At 38.7% G+C, this 17,187-nt stretch carries 12 protein-coding genes and 1 pseudogene; 1 reads left to right on the top strand and 12 read right to left on the bottom strand.

What is annotated here, in order from left to right; genetic code table 11:
- Nucleotides 1–131 precede the first annotated feature (131 nt).
- Complete coding sequence (locus BUB94_RS14280; protein WP_139260257.1) at nucleotides 132–1,301, bottom strand: hypothetical protein; 1,170 nt, start codon at nucleotides 1,299–1,301, stop codon at nucleotides 132–134.
- Between the two features lie 110 nt (nucleotides 1,302–1,411).
- Between BUB94_RS14280 and BUB94_RS14275 the strand changes: the two genes are divergently transcribed.
- Nucleotides 1,412–2,368, top strand: coding sequence for an IS30 family transposase (locus BUB94_RS14275; protein WP_073238252.1), 957 nt, complete (start codon nucleotides 1,412–1,414; stop codon nucleotides 2,366–2,368).
- Here BUB94_RS14275 and BUB94_RS14270 read toward each other — a convergent pair.
- From BUB94_RS14270 to BUB94_RS14215, 11 genes and pseudogenes are all read right to left on the bottom strand, one after another.
- Nucleotides 2,365–5,736, bottom strand: a complete 3,372-nt coding sequence (locus BUB94_RS14270) for an NACHT domain-containing protein (protein ID WP_073238249.1) — start codon at nucleotides 5,734–5,736, stop codon at nucleotides 2,365–2,367. The genes BUB94_RS14275 and BUB94_RS14270 overlap by 4 nt on opposite strands.
- 188 nt (nucleotides 5,737–5,924) lie before the next feature.
- Complete coding sequence (gene drt3b, locus BUB94_RS14265) at nucleotides 5,925–7,769, bottom strand: antiviral reverse transcriptase Drt3b (RefSeq protein WP_073238246.1); 1,845 nt, start codon at nucleotides 7,767–7,769, stop codon at nucleotides 5,925–5,927.
- 25 nt (nucleotides 7,770–7,794) lie between these two features.
- Nucleotides 7,795–8,469: a restriction endonuclease subunit S gene (locus BUB94_RS14260; RefSeq protein ID WP_083538336.1), complete on the bottom strand. Its 675-nt coding sequence runs from the start codon at nucleotides 8,467–8,469 to the stop codon at nucleotides 7,795–7,797.
- Nucleotides 8,470–8,649: 180 nt separating this feature from the next.
- Nucleotides 8,650–9,362: pseudogene (locus tag BUB94_RS17250) on the bottom strand (restriction endonuclease subunit S); the annotation flags it as partial.
- Complete coding sequence (locus tag BUB94_RS14240) at nucleotides 9,359–10,789, bottom strand: type I restriction-modification system subunit M (protein ID WP_073238237.1); 1,431 nt, start codon at nucleotides 10,787–10,789, stop codon at nucleotides 9,359–9,361. The pseudogene BUB94_RS17250 and the gene BUB94_RS14240, both read right to left, overlap by 4 nt.
- 5 nt (nucleotides 10,790–10,794) lie before the next feature.
- Entirely contained in the window at nucleotides 10,795–11,823 is a 1,029-nt protein-coding gene (locus BUB94_RS14235; protein WP_073238234.1) for a PDDEXK nuclease domain-containing protein, read from the bottom strand.
- On the bottom strand, nucleotides 11,820–14,651 hold the full coding sequence (locus BUB94_RS14230) for a type I restriction endonuclease subunit R (protein ID WP_073238231.1): 2,832 nt from the start codon (nucleotides 14,649–14,651) through the stop codon (nucleotides 11,820–11,822). Before BUB94_RS14230 ends, BUB94_RS14235 begins: the two co-directional genes overlap by 4 nt.
- Before the next feature lie 107 nt (nucleotides 14,652–14,758).
- Nucleotides 14,759–14,881, bottom strand: coding sequence for a hypothetical protein (locus tag BUB94_RS17330; RefSeq protein WP_256375067.1), 123 nt, complete (start codon nucleotides 14,879–14,881; stop codon nucleotides 14,759–14,761).
- A 244-nt stretch (nucleotides 14,882–15,125) separates the two neighbouring features.
- Complete coding sequence (locus BUB94_RS14225; protein WP_073238228.1) at nucleotides 15,126–15,344, bottom strand: hypothetical protein; 219 nt, start codon at nucleotides 15,342–15,344, stop codon at nucleotides 15,126–15,128.
- Nucleotides 15,341–15,565 carry a DUF3791 domain-containing protein gene (locus BUB94_RS14220; RefSeq protein ID WP_073238225.1) on the bottom strand — a complete coding sequence of 75 codons (225 nt, stop codon included), beginning with the start codon at nucleotides 15,563–15,565 and terminating at the stop codon, nucleotides 15,341–15,343. The genes BUB94_RS14225 and BUB94_RS14220 overlap by 4 nt, the downstream gene beginning before the upstream one ends.
- Before the next feature lie 25 nt (nucleotides 15,566–15,590).
- On the bottom strand, nucleotides 15,591–16,727 hold the full coding sequence (locus BUB94_RS14215) for a Fic family protein (protein ID WP_073238222.1): 1,137 nt from the start codon (nucleotides 16,725–16,727) through the stop codon (nucleotides 15,591–15,593).
- Nucleotides 16,728–17,187 lie beyond the last annotated feature (460 nt).

Raw genomic sequence — 17,187 nt, 5'->3', positions numbered from 1 at the left:
GTCCTACATAAATTAGACTAATTTATGTTCAACATTTAATTTTTCTTCATAGATTGCTTTAAAAATAACACACAAGTGGGCTGATTCCGCTAACAGAGCTCTTTCTATGACATATTTTTCTGTTTAACTCATCATTCAAAGTATTCTTCAATTCGCTGAAATGGACTTTTAAATTTTCCATCAATAAAGCTCAGGATACCCGACGCAAGAAGCTCAATAGAACCTACAATGTAGGTTATTGGCTCGATCTCATCCCATCCAAACATCGGAATACATACAATTAGAATTATAATAGGAAGCAAAATACAGGAAATATAAATTCTTTTAGCACAAAGGCTAGAAATTGAACAAGTGCCTTTTTTTACGATTTGATTCTCATCCTCTTCCAAAATATTCTCATACAATTTTTGTTCAATTTCATCTAGGATGTCTTGCAACCATTCCCAATAATCACCATTTTCCCTGTGAATCTCAATAATTCGTTCTATTCTTTTCTTTAACACATCATATCGTTTTTTAGTGATATTTTCTTTGATTATATATAGTGACCAATTACCGAGAATTCTACGTCGTTCGTTAGATTTATCAATTGTATATTCATACAAATCAATAAATTTTTCGTAAAGTTTGTCATCAAGAACTTTTATTTTATACAAGGATTGATCCAGATTAGAATTTACACTGGCTCCTTTTAAATATTCATCTATTGCACGATGAATTGCACTTTCATCTCCTAAATTCCTTAAAAGTTCTTGCTTTCTTAGACCTTCTAATGAGCTTACTATTCTTATAGCCTTCTTTTTTTGTTCTATTGAGGCGTTTTCACAGAAATAATCAACGATAGCATCGGTCAAATCAGTGCTCGATTCTTCTGTTTTACTCAAAAATTTTTCAAACGGAACGAATGAAACTATTTCATCTGTTTTATTAAGTTTAATTGTTCGCCAATAGTGAGCGAAAGCGTACTGAATTTCATGTTGATTCGTATTTTCGTCTAAAACTTTCTTTGTATGTTTAACAACAAAATCAATGACATTACAATCATCTACTTCTGAAAGAAAGTAAATTATCCGTGATCTTATAGAATCTACGTTGACTTCTTCATAACACTTTATGGACGATTCGATTAACATTGATTTGGCGACACCGCATTCTATTTCAAGCCATTCAAAAATTGAATCATAGGAAAATATATCTTTCCTGTGATAATGTAATTCATGATAAATGTCAGCGCATATTACGAAATCCGTTATTTTATTTTCATCAAACCAATCCGGAAGTTTTGCTTTACCCGAATTCAACTTGCTAATGCATAATCCGAGCGGAATCAGAAGGCAGTAAAAAAGGCTCCCGAACGGGAGCCAGCTAGGATAGCTAAATTGCAGCCTTCTCTTACCACAAAGAGGTTGCATTGAAACATCTTAGCCAAGAGCAAAGATACATAATTCAGGGAATGTTGTGTAGTCGTTGCTCTCAGAAACAGATTGCCGAGGAAGTCGGCTGTTCCCAAAGTACCATTTCAAGAGAACTGAAGCGAAACCGGTCTCGAGGAGAGTATAAGGCAAGGACTGCTGACGCCAAAGCGGTGAAGAGGACTAGGCAAAACCATGTCCACCCCAAGTTCAAAAACTATGATTGGCGTATCGTTGAAGCCAGTTTGCAGTGTTTTTTAAGCCCCCAACAGGTCAGAGAACGGTGCCGGAAGAGGAACCTCAAATGTCCATGCGTAGAGCTGATTTACCGACATATCTGGGACGATAAAAAACACGGCGGAAATCTTTACACGCATCTTAGAAGGAAAAACAAGAAGCATGCGTCCAGAGGCCGTAAAAACGACTACAGAGGCCGCATTGTCGGTCTTGTGTCAATCGACAACCGTCCGAAAGTCGTTGACAGAAAGAACCGTTTTGGAGACCTTGAGGTTGACCTGGTCATTGGCAGGGGTCACAAGGGTAAGCTTCTCACGATAAATGACCGAGCCTCAAATAAAAGCTGGATCAAAAAGCTGAGTAGCAAAAATTCCGATGAGGTCGCTGCAGCCATCATCGAAGTACTCCTGCCGTACAAGGGAATGCTAAAAACAATTACCTCGGATAATGGAAGGGAGTTTGCCGACCATGCAATCGTAGCGAAATCATTGGGCATCAAATACTATTTCGCACATCCATATCACTCTTGGGAAAGAGGAGCCAATGAAAACATGAATGGATTGATTAGACAGTTCATTCCCAAAAAAGCAAGGATTGAAGATATTGATGAAAGTTTTATAAAATGGGTTGAGGATAATTTGAACAACAGGCCAAGAAAGCGACTTGACTATTTGACCCCAAATGAATATATTTCGAAGAAGTTCAACATTATGCGTTAGCGATTAGAAATCGCCTTATATAATAATGCTGAGTAATAAAGAAAAGGATACATCCAATAATTACAATTTTTCTTATCAAAAAATTCACCCGACAATTGTTTAACAATCTCAGTGACTTCCGTTTGCATTGACTTTTTTATTCGTTCAACGATATCTTGATTATTAGATAAGAATTGTTTTATATCCTCAGTCTTTTTGTTTGAGATACAATAAACGTATATATAACGCCAGAAAACTGTTTCGGAAGCAAAACATACTTCAACTTCTTTATACACTGCGTTTAGATCAATCAAGTCATCTTTAAGAAATTTTCCCTGTTTAAGAAAATTAACTACAAATGCAGAGAAGACTTCTCTTGAGCAATTCTTTTTATAAGGCCACCTAATATTATGTTCAATAGATTGTAATTCCATTTCATATAAAACATTCCAAGCTCCCTTATTGTCTTCATTGGAGATATTTTCTTCAACATACTTTGATACCCGATTAATTTCCTTCAACAATTCATTTTTATTGCAAATAATACTTGTCTCTTTAGCAAGCATTTCTTGTTTATCATGTTCAAATTTTTCAATTGCTTTAATAAGCTTTGAATCTTCCTCAATGAATACGGGATCAATAGAAGGCAGTATTTCGCTACAATATTCTTTTAAAAGATGTTTTTCTTTTTTAGAAGCAATGTTTCTAACTATAAGACGATGATTGTCTGCGAAAATTTGTTTTAATTCTCCTAGTATTTTTTTTGAAGTATCAATATTACCATTATCGAGTAATTCTATAATTGCTGCACAATGGTACCAGTTCTTTTCTCCAATGAAAAAGCATTTATCCTTCAGAATTTCATAAAGTAACTCAATTTTTGCATCAGCATTTAAGCTTTTGCAGAAATAGTTTACCCGATCCTGGAACATAAAATGTCCATCATCAAGATATCGTCTTATAAAATAAAGTAATTCTTTGGAATATTCTACCCTAAAATAGTTGGCGCATTTGTCTAACAGTTTCCATAAACCATCTTGTACAACATCTCTTTCTGTGGAACGAATTTTATATACGCTATTTTCTATTGTAGAATTATTAAATACGCTGAGAATTTCTTCACAAAGTACATCAATTTCATTCAGACAATCTCCAAAACGGGTAATATTACGATCGACATGAATTAAATGACCTTCATAATTATCATCAATAATTGAAGGAATTGTACCTGCAGAACCATTATCAAATTCAGTGTCCAAAATTCTTATCGATAAAGCCTTAAAGAGTTTTGATACTACCTGATTTTTGTGAAATAAGTTGAAAACAACCAATTTCATTTTAAAATCGGTTTCATTCCCAATAGTGTAGAAGTTGTCAGGTGTATTTGGTATAAAACTAGTTAGAAATGAATGCCAATCACTTTCTGAAAAACAATCTGCCCACCCATATTCCAAATACCAATACAAAATTATCTCAAAGGAAAGTAACCCGTCAAGTTCTTTTGCTAAAGGATTGTTCAAAAAGAATTGAATTGTAGGTATAGTCAAAGACTTCAAAACATCTTGTTGTTCTTCATTCCAGATTTTTCGATTGTATAAACCAAGTAAAATAATCGAGTTGGCGAAATTATTCAATTTCGTTTTTTGAGGATTTTCTAGAAAAATATCAATTTGTTTTTTATGCAAATTTATTGCTTCTAATTTAAATTCATCTGGAAGCAAATCAATTAAACAATCTGATAACGATTCTGTGTTTGCAAGAAGGTTGTGACTAGGACGAAAGCGAAGATAATAAATGTGAGCTTTACGTTCGTTATATTCATTTAAAATTTTTTTATAGAAATCAAAGCGAGTCTCTGAAGACAGAGTTATGTAATCTGTCAACAAGATATACGTGCTAGATTGTTCTGATAGCTGTTTTGTGATTTTCTTATAAAGAGAACTCTCGTTGTCTAAAATGTTTAGCAACATAGAGATTACAACTATTTCTTGTACTTTCGCCTTACCATTAGAAAGAAAAAGATTATTTCTGATAACAGATATTTTTTGCGTGGAAAAATACAAAGCTAGAAAGTATTCATAATAAATATTAGAAACAAAGGATAATTTACTTTCATGTTCTTCAATAAGAGACGACTTTAAGAAACATTCGGAAAAGTCATCGTTCCTAAATATATCTAGAACTTCTGCTTCTTTAAAATAACGAGAGCCTTTTGAATAAAGGTAAAAAACAAAAATACTTATGCTTTTCTTTAAATTTTCGAAATCAATTTTTGATAGTGAATTTTGTCTACTTGATATACCATCTGCATAATCTTTTCTTTTTTTATCATCATTCAACTTATCATTTATAATTGTTTCGATAAATTGCTTAAGATTCTTTATGTCCTTATACTTATCTTGTAAAGCTCGATACTTATAAAATGGAATGAAAATTAAAGAAAACAGCGGAGTGTTCAAATAATGATAATACAGTTTTTGATCACATTTGTCATTCAGATTTATTTCATAAGATAATTTTAAGACCTCACTATTAAGGACTTTAACAAACTCTTGGTAAAAAGAAGCGTCTCTACCAGAAATGATAAATCGAATGTTTTGACGAGAACTTTTTATACTCTCAATTTTTTTCTGAACTTTAACGGCGTTTTTTTCTGACAGTTCATCAAAGCCATCAAGAAAGACAATTGTATTTTCAATATCTAAGGGAAGTGGTAAATCATCCTGGAAATTTTTTAATTCAAAATAAACAGGATATGGAGAAAATTGATATTTTTGATGATTGTTTTTATCCGAAAAAACTTCAATTAAAGAGTTGTAGGCATATTTCATTTCCGTAGATTTGCCAATACCAGCAATTCCTTTTACAAAAAGATTCTTAAAATCTTTCCAATTGCACAGTTCTATTTGCTTTAAAATGTATTCAGAAAGAACATGTTTTTTGCAAAGCTCCCCATTATTCCCAAACAACAATTTAATGTTAAAGAAAAAATCATTTTCAACACCAACATCTCGCAGTTGGCAATTATTTATTCTTTCTAGATACTTCTTCTGTTCTTCACCATATTGACCTTGGTAACAACTTTCGTGCTGCAATTTCCATTCGTAGAGCATTTCTACAGGATATTTTTCAGGATTTTCGTCAATGATTTTATTGCAATCACCACACAATAATATCAAATTTGCATAATCTCTACGATCTTCATCAGTCATTGACGCATCATAGCGAGGTCCATTTGGACTAGCGGCTTTTATATGAGCGATTTCACCCAGCAGTGTATCGTTTCTAACCAATTCTCTATGACAATCGGGTTTTGCGCATCTATTACCTGACAATGCATACAGCTTTTTAATCGTATTCAGAGTAATATTACGTGCTTGATTCGTCATTGTCTACCCCATATTTTGAAGTATTTAAAGTATAAAAAAACGCAATATTCCTGCCAACAGAAGATTTTTTGAACAGGTCTGTTTAAGGTTTCATTTTACAATGAATTCATTTACAGAAAAGTTTCGCATGTAAAACTGCGGAACATAATGCTGGTTCTAAAGTGGAAGAGTTTTGGCATACTTATCTTTTAATAAACATTTCCCATTATTATCTTATCAAGCAAAGTCAACATATTCTGGTCTTTATTCCAATCAAAGAACCATCGCTTTGCCTTACAGATTTCATTCAATTTATTACCAGCAGAGAGTCGATTACCAGTAACAATCTCAATAAGATCTAATTTAAAATCTCTCTCAAGAAATGGACAAACAAGTAAGTCAAAGTACAGGTACGTAAATTCTGAGTACTGTAAAGGATTTTTGCATTCTTTGAAGCGTTTAATTACACAATCTTTAACTTGTTGTTTAATCTGATTACACTTAGGAAAATTATCTGCTAAAAACAAAATTGTACATATTTGGAAATAATTCAGAGATAATTCGTCATCATCATTTCCCCAAAGTTTTTTCACATCTTTTTCGTTAGGAACGTACTTCACTCGCTTTGACAAAGTCAACAAGACATTCAAAATCTCAACATCTGTCTCGTGCCCTTTTTTACTTGAAACAAATATTTCAAGAATATCACTCATTTCTAAGTGAATACAAGTTTTCAAATCCGATATATAAACACAATTCATCTTATAAAATTCATCTGCAAAATCAAGTATTGTTGTGATAATAGCAGATAACTTGACAGAGCTCGAAACATTCATGTCAAGAGCAAAAGAATAAAAAGCAATTTTCGTTACATATTTTAAGAGAGAAAAACCGAGATTAGCACGCTCCTTTACACAAAATCTCTTTAATTCTTTTTGGATGCATGAAAGAAAATAGTGACTATATTCACTATAAGGAACTTCATTTTTAGAAGCAATGATTCCAAATTGCTTTGCAAAATCGTTAAATTTAGAAGATAATTCAAATTCATTTACATCATTTTCTATTCTTGAGTCTATATCACTAAGAATAGAATAAAGCATTTGTTGAACTTCATATCTTGCTACGGTTTGTTTCGATATAAATGGCCGACAAACCTTTTTTGTTTTCTTTTCGTTAATATACAACTTGTACTCTTCAAGTTTATCTTTATAAACCTCAAGAATCCCGTCTAAAATCTGTTCATCATTTGCAAAAATTAGATGATCATCAACATACCTATATATCTGGTAGTCAGTCCCAAATTCCTTCCCTGGACATTTTGCTGTTATTTTATCTATTACATTAAGGTCTATTTGTTGAAATATAATTTCTGCAAAAATTCTTGAAAATTCTGAACCAACAACGATACCATTTGTCTCGTTATAATTACATTTTTGCATCAATTCGTCTATCTCATTTCCAAATCGATTCTTATCATGCAGATTATTTTTCGCAGTTTCTTTACCATCAACGGCCCATGCAATAGAATGTGTATATATGTGATAGAAACATTTGGCAACATCTAATTTCAAACAATATTTAAATCTCTTTTCTAGGTCAAAAAATTTTTCATTATCAAAGAATTTATAGAAATATTCAAAACCTTTATATTCAAAATAAGAACCACATTTTTCTATAGTAGATTCTTTTTTTGAATCGTTTAGCTTAAATTCTCGAACATTTGCTACATGCCTAAGAGAAAGTGCACTCTTACCACAAACTTTTAAGATGTTTGATTCTTCTTTCCTATAAAACGATGCAATTTTTAACTGACTAAGAGGGTGTATCAAGCTTAAATGTCTGCTTTTTTCACCGCCATATTGACGAACACTGTAATTAAATGGAATTGTCCATTTATTAGGGCTGATAAACTGTTTTTCAAAGATATTTCGCAATTCATCATCACACATGTTTTGAAAAAAAGCAGAATTATCCAAAAATACCGGAATCTCATAAGGAAGAGTTTCCGTCAACAAGGCTCTGTATTCTTTTTTTGATTCAAGTGCATCCATTTCCCAACCTCGTTTATGCAGTATTTTATAGATTACTTTCCATGGCATCGAATTCGGCGAAGGCTTGTTCGATTGTGGCGACGATGCGTTGCTGTTCTGCTAGAGGCGGGAGGGGTACTGGCAGATAAAAAATAGTGTGAGGTTTTAATTCTTTTTGATTTGTCGAGCCTTCACCCTGGCCTTCCAAATATTCCTGATTACACTTAACAACGTAGTACACATATTGCGTATTACATAGAATTGGTCTAACAGTAGTTACGTGACTATCAGGCACAATTCCAGTTACACCATCCGGCAAACTTGCATTAAAATACCCAACTCGTCCCAAAGTTCCCGTACCAGTAGAATTAATAACCGTATCACCATACTGCATAAACTCTTCCTGAGGATATTTTTCCAAAGTTGATTCATCCAAATACAAGGCTTTTTCAAGAGAAACAGGGCCATTCTTTTGGTTGCATTTCTGAGCAAATATAAGAGTACTACTGTCAGATTCTGTATACTTTGGAGATTTCCCTCTTTTTATATTCTGGCAAATATCCCCCAGCTTTACCCATTCCCAGGTGGAGGGGATTTCGAAGGGGGCTTCGGATTTGTCTATAGGGATGATTTGCTTTGGTTCGGCGGTTTGTTTCTTTTTTGCTGGATCCTTCGACTTCGCTGCGCTTCGCTCAGGATGACACTCGGAGGAGGCGGCCATTATGGACTCAAGCAAATTCTTCGTTATGCCGTCGGATTTCTTTTGTTCGGTGAGTTTGCCGCGGATGGCGAGGTCGAGGATTTTTTGACGGCCTTGCTTGATGTGCTTTTTCAGGAGTTCCTGATTGTTTTCTATTTCCGTGATTTCGGCAAAGGCTTTTTCAATGGCTTCAACGATTCGCTGCTGTTCAGCTAAAGGAGGAAGGGGGAAAAAAGTAGAAACAATTTTTTCTTTTGAAATGTTCGGTTGAGCTCCGCCAAATCCCGCTTCAATAAATTCCTTCTTATTAACATTAAAAAATAAAACAACCATTTCTGTTCAACAAAAGAAACTCGTTCATTGCAAACGCAACATGCTTGATTCGTTGTTGCGGGAATGTTGAGAATTCCAAGTTTACCAATAGTTGCTCCATACATCGCAATACAAACAGAACCAGCCTCATTCATCTTTAAAGATGTTTCTTTAAGTGCTTTTTCTGTAACCATTTTGGGAATATCAGTAACAAGACCGTCTGTCAAATCACCTGTATTCAACCAAGGGATTGTTCCTCCTTTATAATATAAGGCATTTGCTTTAGATGGAGTTGTTCCCGCCTGCCAAACACCAACATCCCCCAGCCTCACCCATTCCCAGTTTTCAGGGATTTCGAAGGGGGCTTCGGATTTGTCCAAGGGGATGATTTCTTTTGCTAGGTCCTTCGACGCGCTTCGCTTGCTCAGGATGACACGGGAGGACTTGGCTGTTTCGGCTGGATTCTTCGCGTTGCTCAGAATGACGTTGGAGAAGATTTGCTTTAGCAAATCCTTGGTGGTGCCGTCGGATTTCTTTTGCTCGGTGAGTTTGCCACGGATGGCTAGGTCAAGGATTTTCTGTCGCAGGAGTTTGGTGTTCATCCGTCGATTCCCTTGAACAACTTTGCAAGTTTTTCGGAATGGACGGCAATTTCCTTTGCTTCGCTCTTGATGTTTTCCAAGAGTTCGCCCAGGGTCACGTCTTCGATTTCGTCCTGGTCCTTGATCCAGGTTATGTCAAGGCTTGTCTTGTCGCGGGCAAGGAGTTCCTTTTGTGAATACTTACGCCAGCGACCTGTGGGGTTTTCTTCGCTCCAGGTTTCCTTACGCTTGTTAATGTTCTTGGCATTGTAGCACTTTACAAAGTCATCAAGATCGCTGCGCTTCAAAGGTTTAGTGGCCAAGGTATGCTTGATGCCTGTACGGTAATCGTAGAACCAGGTTTCCTTGGTGGGGGTTCCCTTGGTAAAGAACAACACATTTGCCTTTACGCCGTTGGCGTAGAAAATGCCGGTAGGCAAACGGAGGATGGTATGGAGGTTGAATTCCGTGAGCAATTTTTTGCGGAGGGTTTCGCCTGCGCCATCGGCAAAGAGAACGTTGTCGGGTAAAACGACGCCTGCACGACCACCATCCTTCAGCATGAGCATCATGTGCTGCAAGAAGTTCAGCTGGTTATTGGTGGTGGTCACAATCAAGTCGGTGCGCATGGTGGTAATATCCACACTGCCTGCCGGGCGAGTGCCAAAAGGCGGATTTGCAAGAATCACATCTACGAGGTGTTCCGGCTCGTGTTCCAGACTGTCGGCGCACTTGATAGGCGTTGTATCCGGGCTTACATCATGAAGGTAAAGGTTCATGCTTGCAAGTGTTACTACCAGCGGAGTGATATCGTTTCCGCTCAGGGCTTTGGTCTGCAAGAAGTTCAGTTTTTCTAAGTCCTCGCTCTGTTCCTTCATGTAGTCGTAGGCTGCAAGCAAAAAGCCGCCGGTGCCGCAAGCAGGGTCTGCCACCGTTTCGGTAATTTTCGGGGCAACCACTTCAACCATGGCGTTAATCAATGGACGCGGAATAAAATACTGCCCTGCCCCGCTCTTTTTATCCTGGCCATTCTTTTCGAGAATGCTTTCGTAAATGGCACCCTTGATGTCGCCTTCCATGCTGAACCAGTTTTCTTCATCGATCATGCCGATGAGTTTCTTTAGCATGGCGGGCTTTTGAATCTTGTTCTGGGCTTCGGTAAAGATTGCGCCGATAAGGCCGTCACGAGCCTTCAGGTTGTCAAGGATTTTTTCGTACTTGGCCTGTAAATCCGGACCATCCAACTTCAGCAAATCACTCCAGCGATTGCCCTGGGGAATTGCGCTGCCCAGGCCGAAGGTTTCCTTCTCGGAATCCATCTTGAGAAACAGCAAATAGGTCAGCTGGATGATGTAATCGGTAAAGCCAACGCCGGCAGCTGCCAGTACATCGGCCATATTCCAAACTTTCTTAGTAAGAGTGGTTTCGGATTTGATTTCTTTTGCCATAAAAATTACTTTCCATGCTGCATGTTGAAAATTTCTTTTTGCCTTTCGATTTCAATTTTCAATTCTTCTTCTGTAGGCAAATAAGTCATCAACTTAGCAGCAAACAATTGGTCATTGTCATTTAAAACGGAATACTTCGCAATAGTTTCGTCGGTCTCGGAACACAAAACAATGCCAATCGTAGAATTGTCACCTTCCGTTCTTTTCAATTCATCATACATTCGAACATACATATCCATTTGTCCGACATCTTGATGTTTGATTTTACCAATTTTCAAGTCAATCAATACATAGCATTTCAGTACGATGTTGTAAAAAACTAGGTCAATGTAATAATCGTCGGAATCTGTATGAATATGCTGTTGTCTGGCGACAAAAGCAAAACCGCGTCCCATTTCTAGCAAAAATTCTTTCAAATGAGAAATTATCGCAGATTCCAGATCTGTTTCAGAAAAATCATCCCCAGTTTTAAAACCAAGAAATTCCGCAACAAACGGATTTTTTAAAATTTCTAGTTTTGAGGGATTGTCCTTTGTTGCATCATCGGATACTTGAGGTGCCTTAAAATGCCTTTCAAAATATTGAGTACTAATGTTTCTGTCTAAAACGCGGACACTCCACATTTCTTTAGAAGCATTCTCAATGTACCATCGACACGCAACATCGTTATCCACTCTTAAGACTTTTAAATAATGAGTCCACGTAAGATTTGGAAATCGCGATTTCCAAATTTCGGCATCAGGGAATACCTGGTAGAATTTTCTAAATGAACGCAAGTATCTTGATGAAAAGCCGTTTCCGAAAGCTTCCGTCAATTCCTTTGCAAGGCTATCAATAATTTGCTTGCCGTAGTCAGCACGGGTCTTCCCGTTCTGCTCTTGTTCAACAATGCGTTTACCTATATTCCAATAAGTCTCCATCATCGCCGAATTCACCGAGGCATAAGCGGCGCTACGTCCCGCGTTGATTATCTTCTTAATATCGGCTACAAATTTCTTATCTAGCAGAAAAGACTGTACACTTTTTTTCATCATAGATTCCTAAATAAGAATTTTGAGAGTTTCTGAACTTCGGAATTGAAGTTTTCGGGACCCCAGATTGGTGCAACTTGCATCAGCAATTGTTTATTGTACTTTGCAAGGGTAATGTTTGAAATGCATCCGTTCTGAATGACGAACTGAGCAATTTTCTTGAGAATAGCCTTTTGATCATCGGTCAAGGTGCGCTGATTCTGACCGCAGTACAATTCAAAACGCTGGGCACTAAGGCCCTGCAAACTGTATAGGGAGTCTTCTTTCTGGAATGCAAAACGAACAAGCTGAATAAGGTCTGTCAGAAGTTCCACTTCGGTTTCTTCCAGTTTCTTGACCTTACGGTTGCCTAGTTTCCCGTTGTTGCTTAGGGTATTGTAATAGCTCCAAAGATTCTTTGTAGTAAGCACAGGATTATGCTTGTGGAGTTTTGTTTTCAAATCCAAGAGCATTTCGTAAGTGATGGCAACATCTTCGCTGTTGTAGATAATGCGAAGGGCTTCTACTTCATCCTTGTGATCTTTGATATACTTTTCAAAGATTTCTGTATAGTTCTTGGATTCGTCAACACTGAAACCCGCATAAACGACGGCATCGGTTCCTTCGTCCAGAATTTTGATAAAGCCCTTGTTGATTTCGTTAACCTTAGCGCGAGCCTTGGGATTATCAATAATGGCAGAAATCAAGTCCTTGCGTTCATTGTTTGGCTGGCTAATGTCCTTGAATTCCGGCAAGGGATGGAATTCGAATTCATTCTTGCCGCCAAGAGCATCCTGAATCCGCTTGATGAAAATATACAGGCCATCTGGTGCCATCAGCTTGTTCAGTTCAACAAGGTCGTCTTCATCGGCCTTGTTTTGAATTTTGGAAAGGTAGCCAGCAAACAAGTCTAAATTCGGGTCGCAGACATCCCCATGAGCCAGGCGTTCCATTAGCTTTGCTAAGCCAAGAACATGGTGATCTTGAGGTCCATCGCCACCGGTAGGCATCACCATTTCATGTTCTGTAACGCCCACAGCATCAACCAGGAAGAAACAATCCTTGCTAGTTGCATTGGGCGTTACCAGTTTCAGCTTTTCATCGTCAATGGTTCTGCAGCCACGCCCTTTCATCTGGGTGTAAAGAACTGCGGAATTAATGTCGCGCATGAAAACAAGAATTTCCAATGGTTTTACATCTGTTCCTGTAGCTACGAGAGTCACGGTAACCGCAATGCGGAAATCCTTATCGTTTCGAAAATTCTGGATGAGCTTATTGGTGTTGCCTGCCTTGCAGGTAATCTTCTGCACAAAATGCTCTGGCATCGTTTCGCCGTATTTGGCAAACTCAGCTTTGAATTCTTTTTCGATTGCCGCGATAATATTGTCGGCATGGCTATCGGTCTTTGCAAAGAACAGCGTCTTGGGCAAGCTGGTCAAGTCAGAAATATCACCGCGTTTGCGTTCTGGATATAAGGAAGTATAAATAGATTCCTTGTACTGCTGAACAACCAACTGAATCTGGGCAGGGTTCACCACACTACGATCCAAGTCCGTATTGGTATAAGTCTGTTCTTCCTTTTGTGTCTTTTTCTCCTTAGACCCGTCGATGTTCCGTTTCTTTTCGTACCGTTCTCCAGACTTGATTACACCACCTTCATCAGAAACTTCTGTTTTGATTCTAAATACGCGTGACGGAACATTCACACCGTCGCGAATAGAATCATCAAGGTCGTAATTTACAACAGTATTCTTGTCGAAGAAGGCAAAGGCTTCTTCCGTCGGAGTTGCAGTAAGGCCGACAATGCGGGCCGTATCAAAATACTTAAGAACCTTCTGCCACTTACCGTAAATGGAACGATGACATTCATCAACGACAATTAGGTCAAAGGTGTTTTTAGCCAGTTTTAAGTCATCAGGCAAATCAATGCTAACCGGACTCTTATCCTGTGCGGCATCACCAGTATCAAAATCTGATTCATCGTCATCAGAATCGTTCAGTGCCTGGCCGGTAAGAGCCGCAAAAAGTCGCTGAATGGTACAGATGACCACATTGGACTTTTCTATTTCAGAAACATCGTGAAGGCGCTGAACTGCATATTCGTCACTGAAAGGTTTTCCAGTTTCGGTCAGCTTGTAAGTTCCGAACTCACCTTCAGCCTGTTTCCCCAGGTTATTGCGGTCAACTAGAAAGAGAACTCGCCTTGCGGGGGTGTAATTCAGCAAACGATAGGCGGCAGTACAAGCGGTAAAGGTTTTACCAGCACCGGTTGCCAGAATAATTAAAGCCTTTTTCTTGCCTCGCTTAAAACTCAATTCAAGGTTGCTGATGGCATCATATTGACATTGACGCAATCCGTTCAGGCCAGCAGCAGGGACAGCGGGCATTTTCGCGAATTCAGACTTAAGATCAGCTTCAACCGCCAGTTCCTTAGGAGTTTTCATCTTCTTAAGGGAGGTAAATTCAGGTTCCTCGCCCACTGCAACATCTCGCTGGTCGCAGAAAAACAAATCATCGCCATTGCTCTTAAAAAGGAACGGCAGCGGTTTCATCCAAGTCTGGGTCCAATTAGGCACCTTCGCGCTATAGGAGGCAACCTGATCAGAAACCATATTTCCCAGGGAACTTTCTTTGCGTTTGGCCTCAAGAACCCCAATGGCCTTGCCATCCAAGACCAGCAGGTAATCAGCTTCCTTATTTCCAACCATCAGAGCTTCTTCAATGGCACAAGCATTGAAACGCTCGGAATATTCGTCGCGTTTGACGATATCCCAACCCGCACGGCGAAGCATTTCGTCGATTTTTACGCGAGCCTGTTCTTCTGGTTTTAAGGAATCAAAATCCGGGGTCATTTATACTGAAAGATAATAAGAAAAAGTGCAATGAAAAACGAGTCAAGTACTGATTTATCCCAAAAGAACCCCAGGAATTCCATCCCGGGGTTCCCACACAACACAAACTATAGTCCCTTCAGTTTCTTGTGTATGGGGTGATTCCCGACAAAGTTCTTTTCAGCGTAGGCGATGCGCAGTTCCAGGGGAATCTTGGTGTTTGCCAAGAGATAGCGGCAGAAACGGTCCACATAGTCGTAGGGGTCCCACTTGCAATTGCAGGTTTTGGGCTTCCATCAGGGCCTCCTCATGAACATAAAGATAACCTTTCCTGTGTAGCGCAAGGTCGTCTATTGGGCGACAATTACACATGTTTCAAACTAAAAGCAAGCTCTTTCTGCAGAAGCTCAAGAAGCGGGCGTCGCCGACATGAGTCTAGATGAAATCAACGCCGAAATCGACGCCGCAAGAAAGGGAAAGTAAATTTCCCTGGAGTCACTGATTTTCAATATATTCCTGATAAAGCGCCACCGGGCCGAGATGCCACATCTTGGTGTTTTCTTGTTCCAGCTCGCTGTAGGTTTTCGAAAGATAGAGTTTTTTGAGAGCTTCTACAGGTTCAATGTTTGAATCTTCCGCAAGCATTTCAGCCATCCAGGAGAGTTTGGAAGGCAGAAGCAAGTAAAGATTTTTCTGGTTCACTTCCAAATTCATTTTACCCCTCCCTGGCGAACTGCAATAAACTCATCGATTTCTTCCACAAGCCATGTAGCACTTTGTGTATGCAAAACTTCAAAGTGTTCCTGCAAATATTCCAAAACGCCATACTTGTCTAAATGCTGCATAGCTTCGGCTCCAGAAATTTGCTTCGCATTCTTATATTGCTCAATGCAAAACGAAATAAAATAAGAAATGTTTGACGGATTTTCTTTCATACTATTCTATCCGACTATTTCGTTTTCATTCCTTAAAACGGAACTTTCCCTTGCCGTGGCCCACAACAGGTTCTATCAAATCGAGGGCTTGCAATTTTTTTAAGGCAGCCGACGCCGATGAGGCTCCGCAGACGACGATTTCCCTTACTCTAGAAACACCAAAAATTTCGTCTAGCTCTACGCCCCGAACAAATTTCAGCAAATTTTCCTTAGCGGTCTTATTAAACGAGGATTCTTCCACAGCTAGTTCAATCTTTGCTTTTTCTGTTTCAATCGTTGGCTTTTCATCACCAATCGTTGGTTTTTGAGTGTTAATCGTTGGTTTTTGAACTCTGAAGTTCAAATGCATGAACCGATTTTTCAGTTCATTGTGTTCGCCCATGAGCATGTTACGGAAGAATTTTTCCAAGAATTCAGGATTTTTATCGATTCCTTTCTGGAGATTCTTGTAGTTGGCGCGGACCAGGGCGTTTCTGAAATACCAGGAATTCTTCGCAAAAATATCGTTAGAAACCTTGAAGCCCATGGAACGCAAGTACTTGATGGTAAATACAGCAGTCGTTCTCGTATTGCCTTCGCCAAAGGCATGGATTTGCCACAGTCTCGAAACAAAGTAGGCCAGGTGTTCCACAATTTGGTCCATGGATAAGCCTCCATAGATAAAATTGCGTTCCTGCTCAAAGTCGTAATCCAGGGCCATCTTCAGTTCAAAGGCGGCCCCGTACATTACGGATGCCCCGTTCAGAACCCATTCCTTTTTAGAAATGTCGTAGTCTCGGATTTTTCCGGCAAACTTATAAATTCCCTGGAATAGTTTTCCGTGAATCGCAATCAGGTACGAGGGCGAGAAATTGAAAGACTTTTCGCTGAGAATTTTTGCGATGCGTGCAGAAACCTTGTCAGCCTCTTCGGCATCATCTTCGTCGTCATTCCGTTCTGTCTTTGACTCGTAATAACTGTTAATCAGTTTCTGAGCTTCGTCAATGGTAATGTCGCCATCGATGTTACGGCGGGCAGTCTCAAAAAGGTACTTGGAAGGAGTTAGCCCATCGACCTGCTGCAAGCCAATTGCCGTGGACCAGGCAGAAGACATTTCATGCCGACTTGGTTCCGTATGACGAATGTATTCGTCAAAGTCTAGTTCAAACTTTTTCTTTTCCATTGCTCGTATGAACGATATGCGTACCTTGATTGTTTATATGAGGGAAATATAAGTAAATAAAAAACTCCTTACAAACCGTTCACGATAACGTCCACCATAATTTCCTTTTCTTCGGGCCTGGAGTGGTATGTGCAAATTTTGATACAACTACTTCCACCCACGATAGTCTTGACAACTGAATTTACAGTTCTTTTACATTTTTACCCTTTACAAAAAATACACATAAACTATTATTCCTCCCGAGCGTTACGAACAGTCTCCTGAACACTTGAGTTAATCAAGTGTTTTTTCTTATAGGAGACAATATGCACATTCAAAAAACAACAAACATCATCGGCAACAACGAATCCCCCAAAACGGAAATTGCGTCTCTATTGGCGGATTGCGCCTTCAAGTACGTGTACACCCGAGACAATCCCAAATCCCGTGAAAACTTGCGGCAGCTGATGTCTACGCTCAT

The sequence above is a fragment of the Fibrobacter sp. UWH9 genome (assembly GCF_900129715.1).
Classification (GTDB): Bacteria; Fibrobacterota; Fibrobacteria; order Fibrobacterales; family Fibrobacteraceae; genus Fibrobacter.
Note: the sequence above shows the minus strand (reverse complement) of the source record. Positions and strands in the feature narration are given on the sequence as shown.

Bases quoted from the DNA above. Each gene is read 5' to 3' on its own strand.
- drt3b (WP_073238246.1), bottom strand. From the start codon at position 7,769: ATGGATGCACTTGAATCAAAAAAAGAATACAGAGCCTTGTTGACGGAA.
- BUB94_RS14240 (WP_073238237.1), bottom strand. From the start codon at position 10,789: ATGGCAAAAGAAATCAAATCCGAAACCACTCTTACTAAGAAAGTTTGG.
- BUB94_RS14225 (WP_073238228.1), bottom strand. From the start codon at position 15,344: ATGAATTTGGAAGTGAACCAGAAAAATCTTTACTTGCTTCTGCCTTCC.
- BUB94_RS14220 (WP_073238225.1), bottom strand. From the start codon at position 15,565: ATGAAAGAAAATCCGTCAAACATTTCTTATTTTATTTCGTTTTGCATT.
- BUB94_RS14270 (WP_073238249.1), bottom strand. From the start codon at position 5,736: ATGACGAATCAAGCACGTAATATTACTCTGAATACGATTAAAAAGCTG.
- BUB94_RS14260 (WP_083538336.1), bottom strand. From the start codon at position 8,469: ATGGCCGCCTCCTCCGAGTGTCATCCTGAGCGAAGCGCAGCGAAGTCG.
- BUB94_RS14230 (WP_073238231.1), bottom strand. From the start codon at position 14,651: ATGACCCCGGATTTTGATTCCTTAAAACCAGAAGAACAGGCTCGCGTA.
- BUB94_RS14235 (WP_073238234.1), bottom strand. From the start codon at position 11,823: ATGATGAAAAAAAGTGTACAGTCTTTTCTGCTAGATAAGAAATTTGTA.
- BUB94_RS14215 (WP_073238222.1), bottom strand. From the start codon at position 16,727: ATGGAAAAGAAAAAGTTTGAACTAGACTTTGACGAATACATTCGTCAT.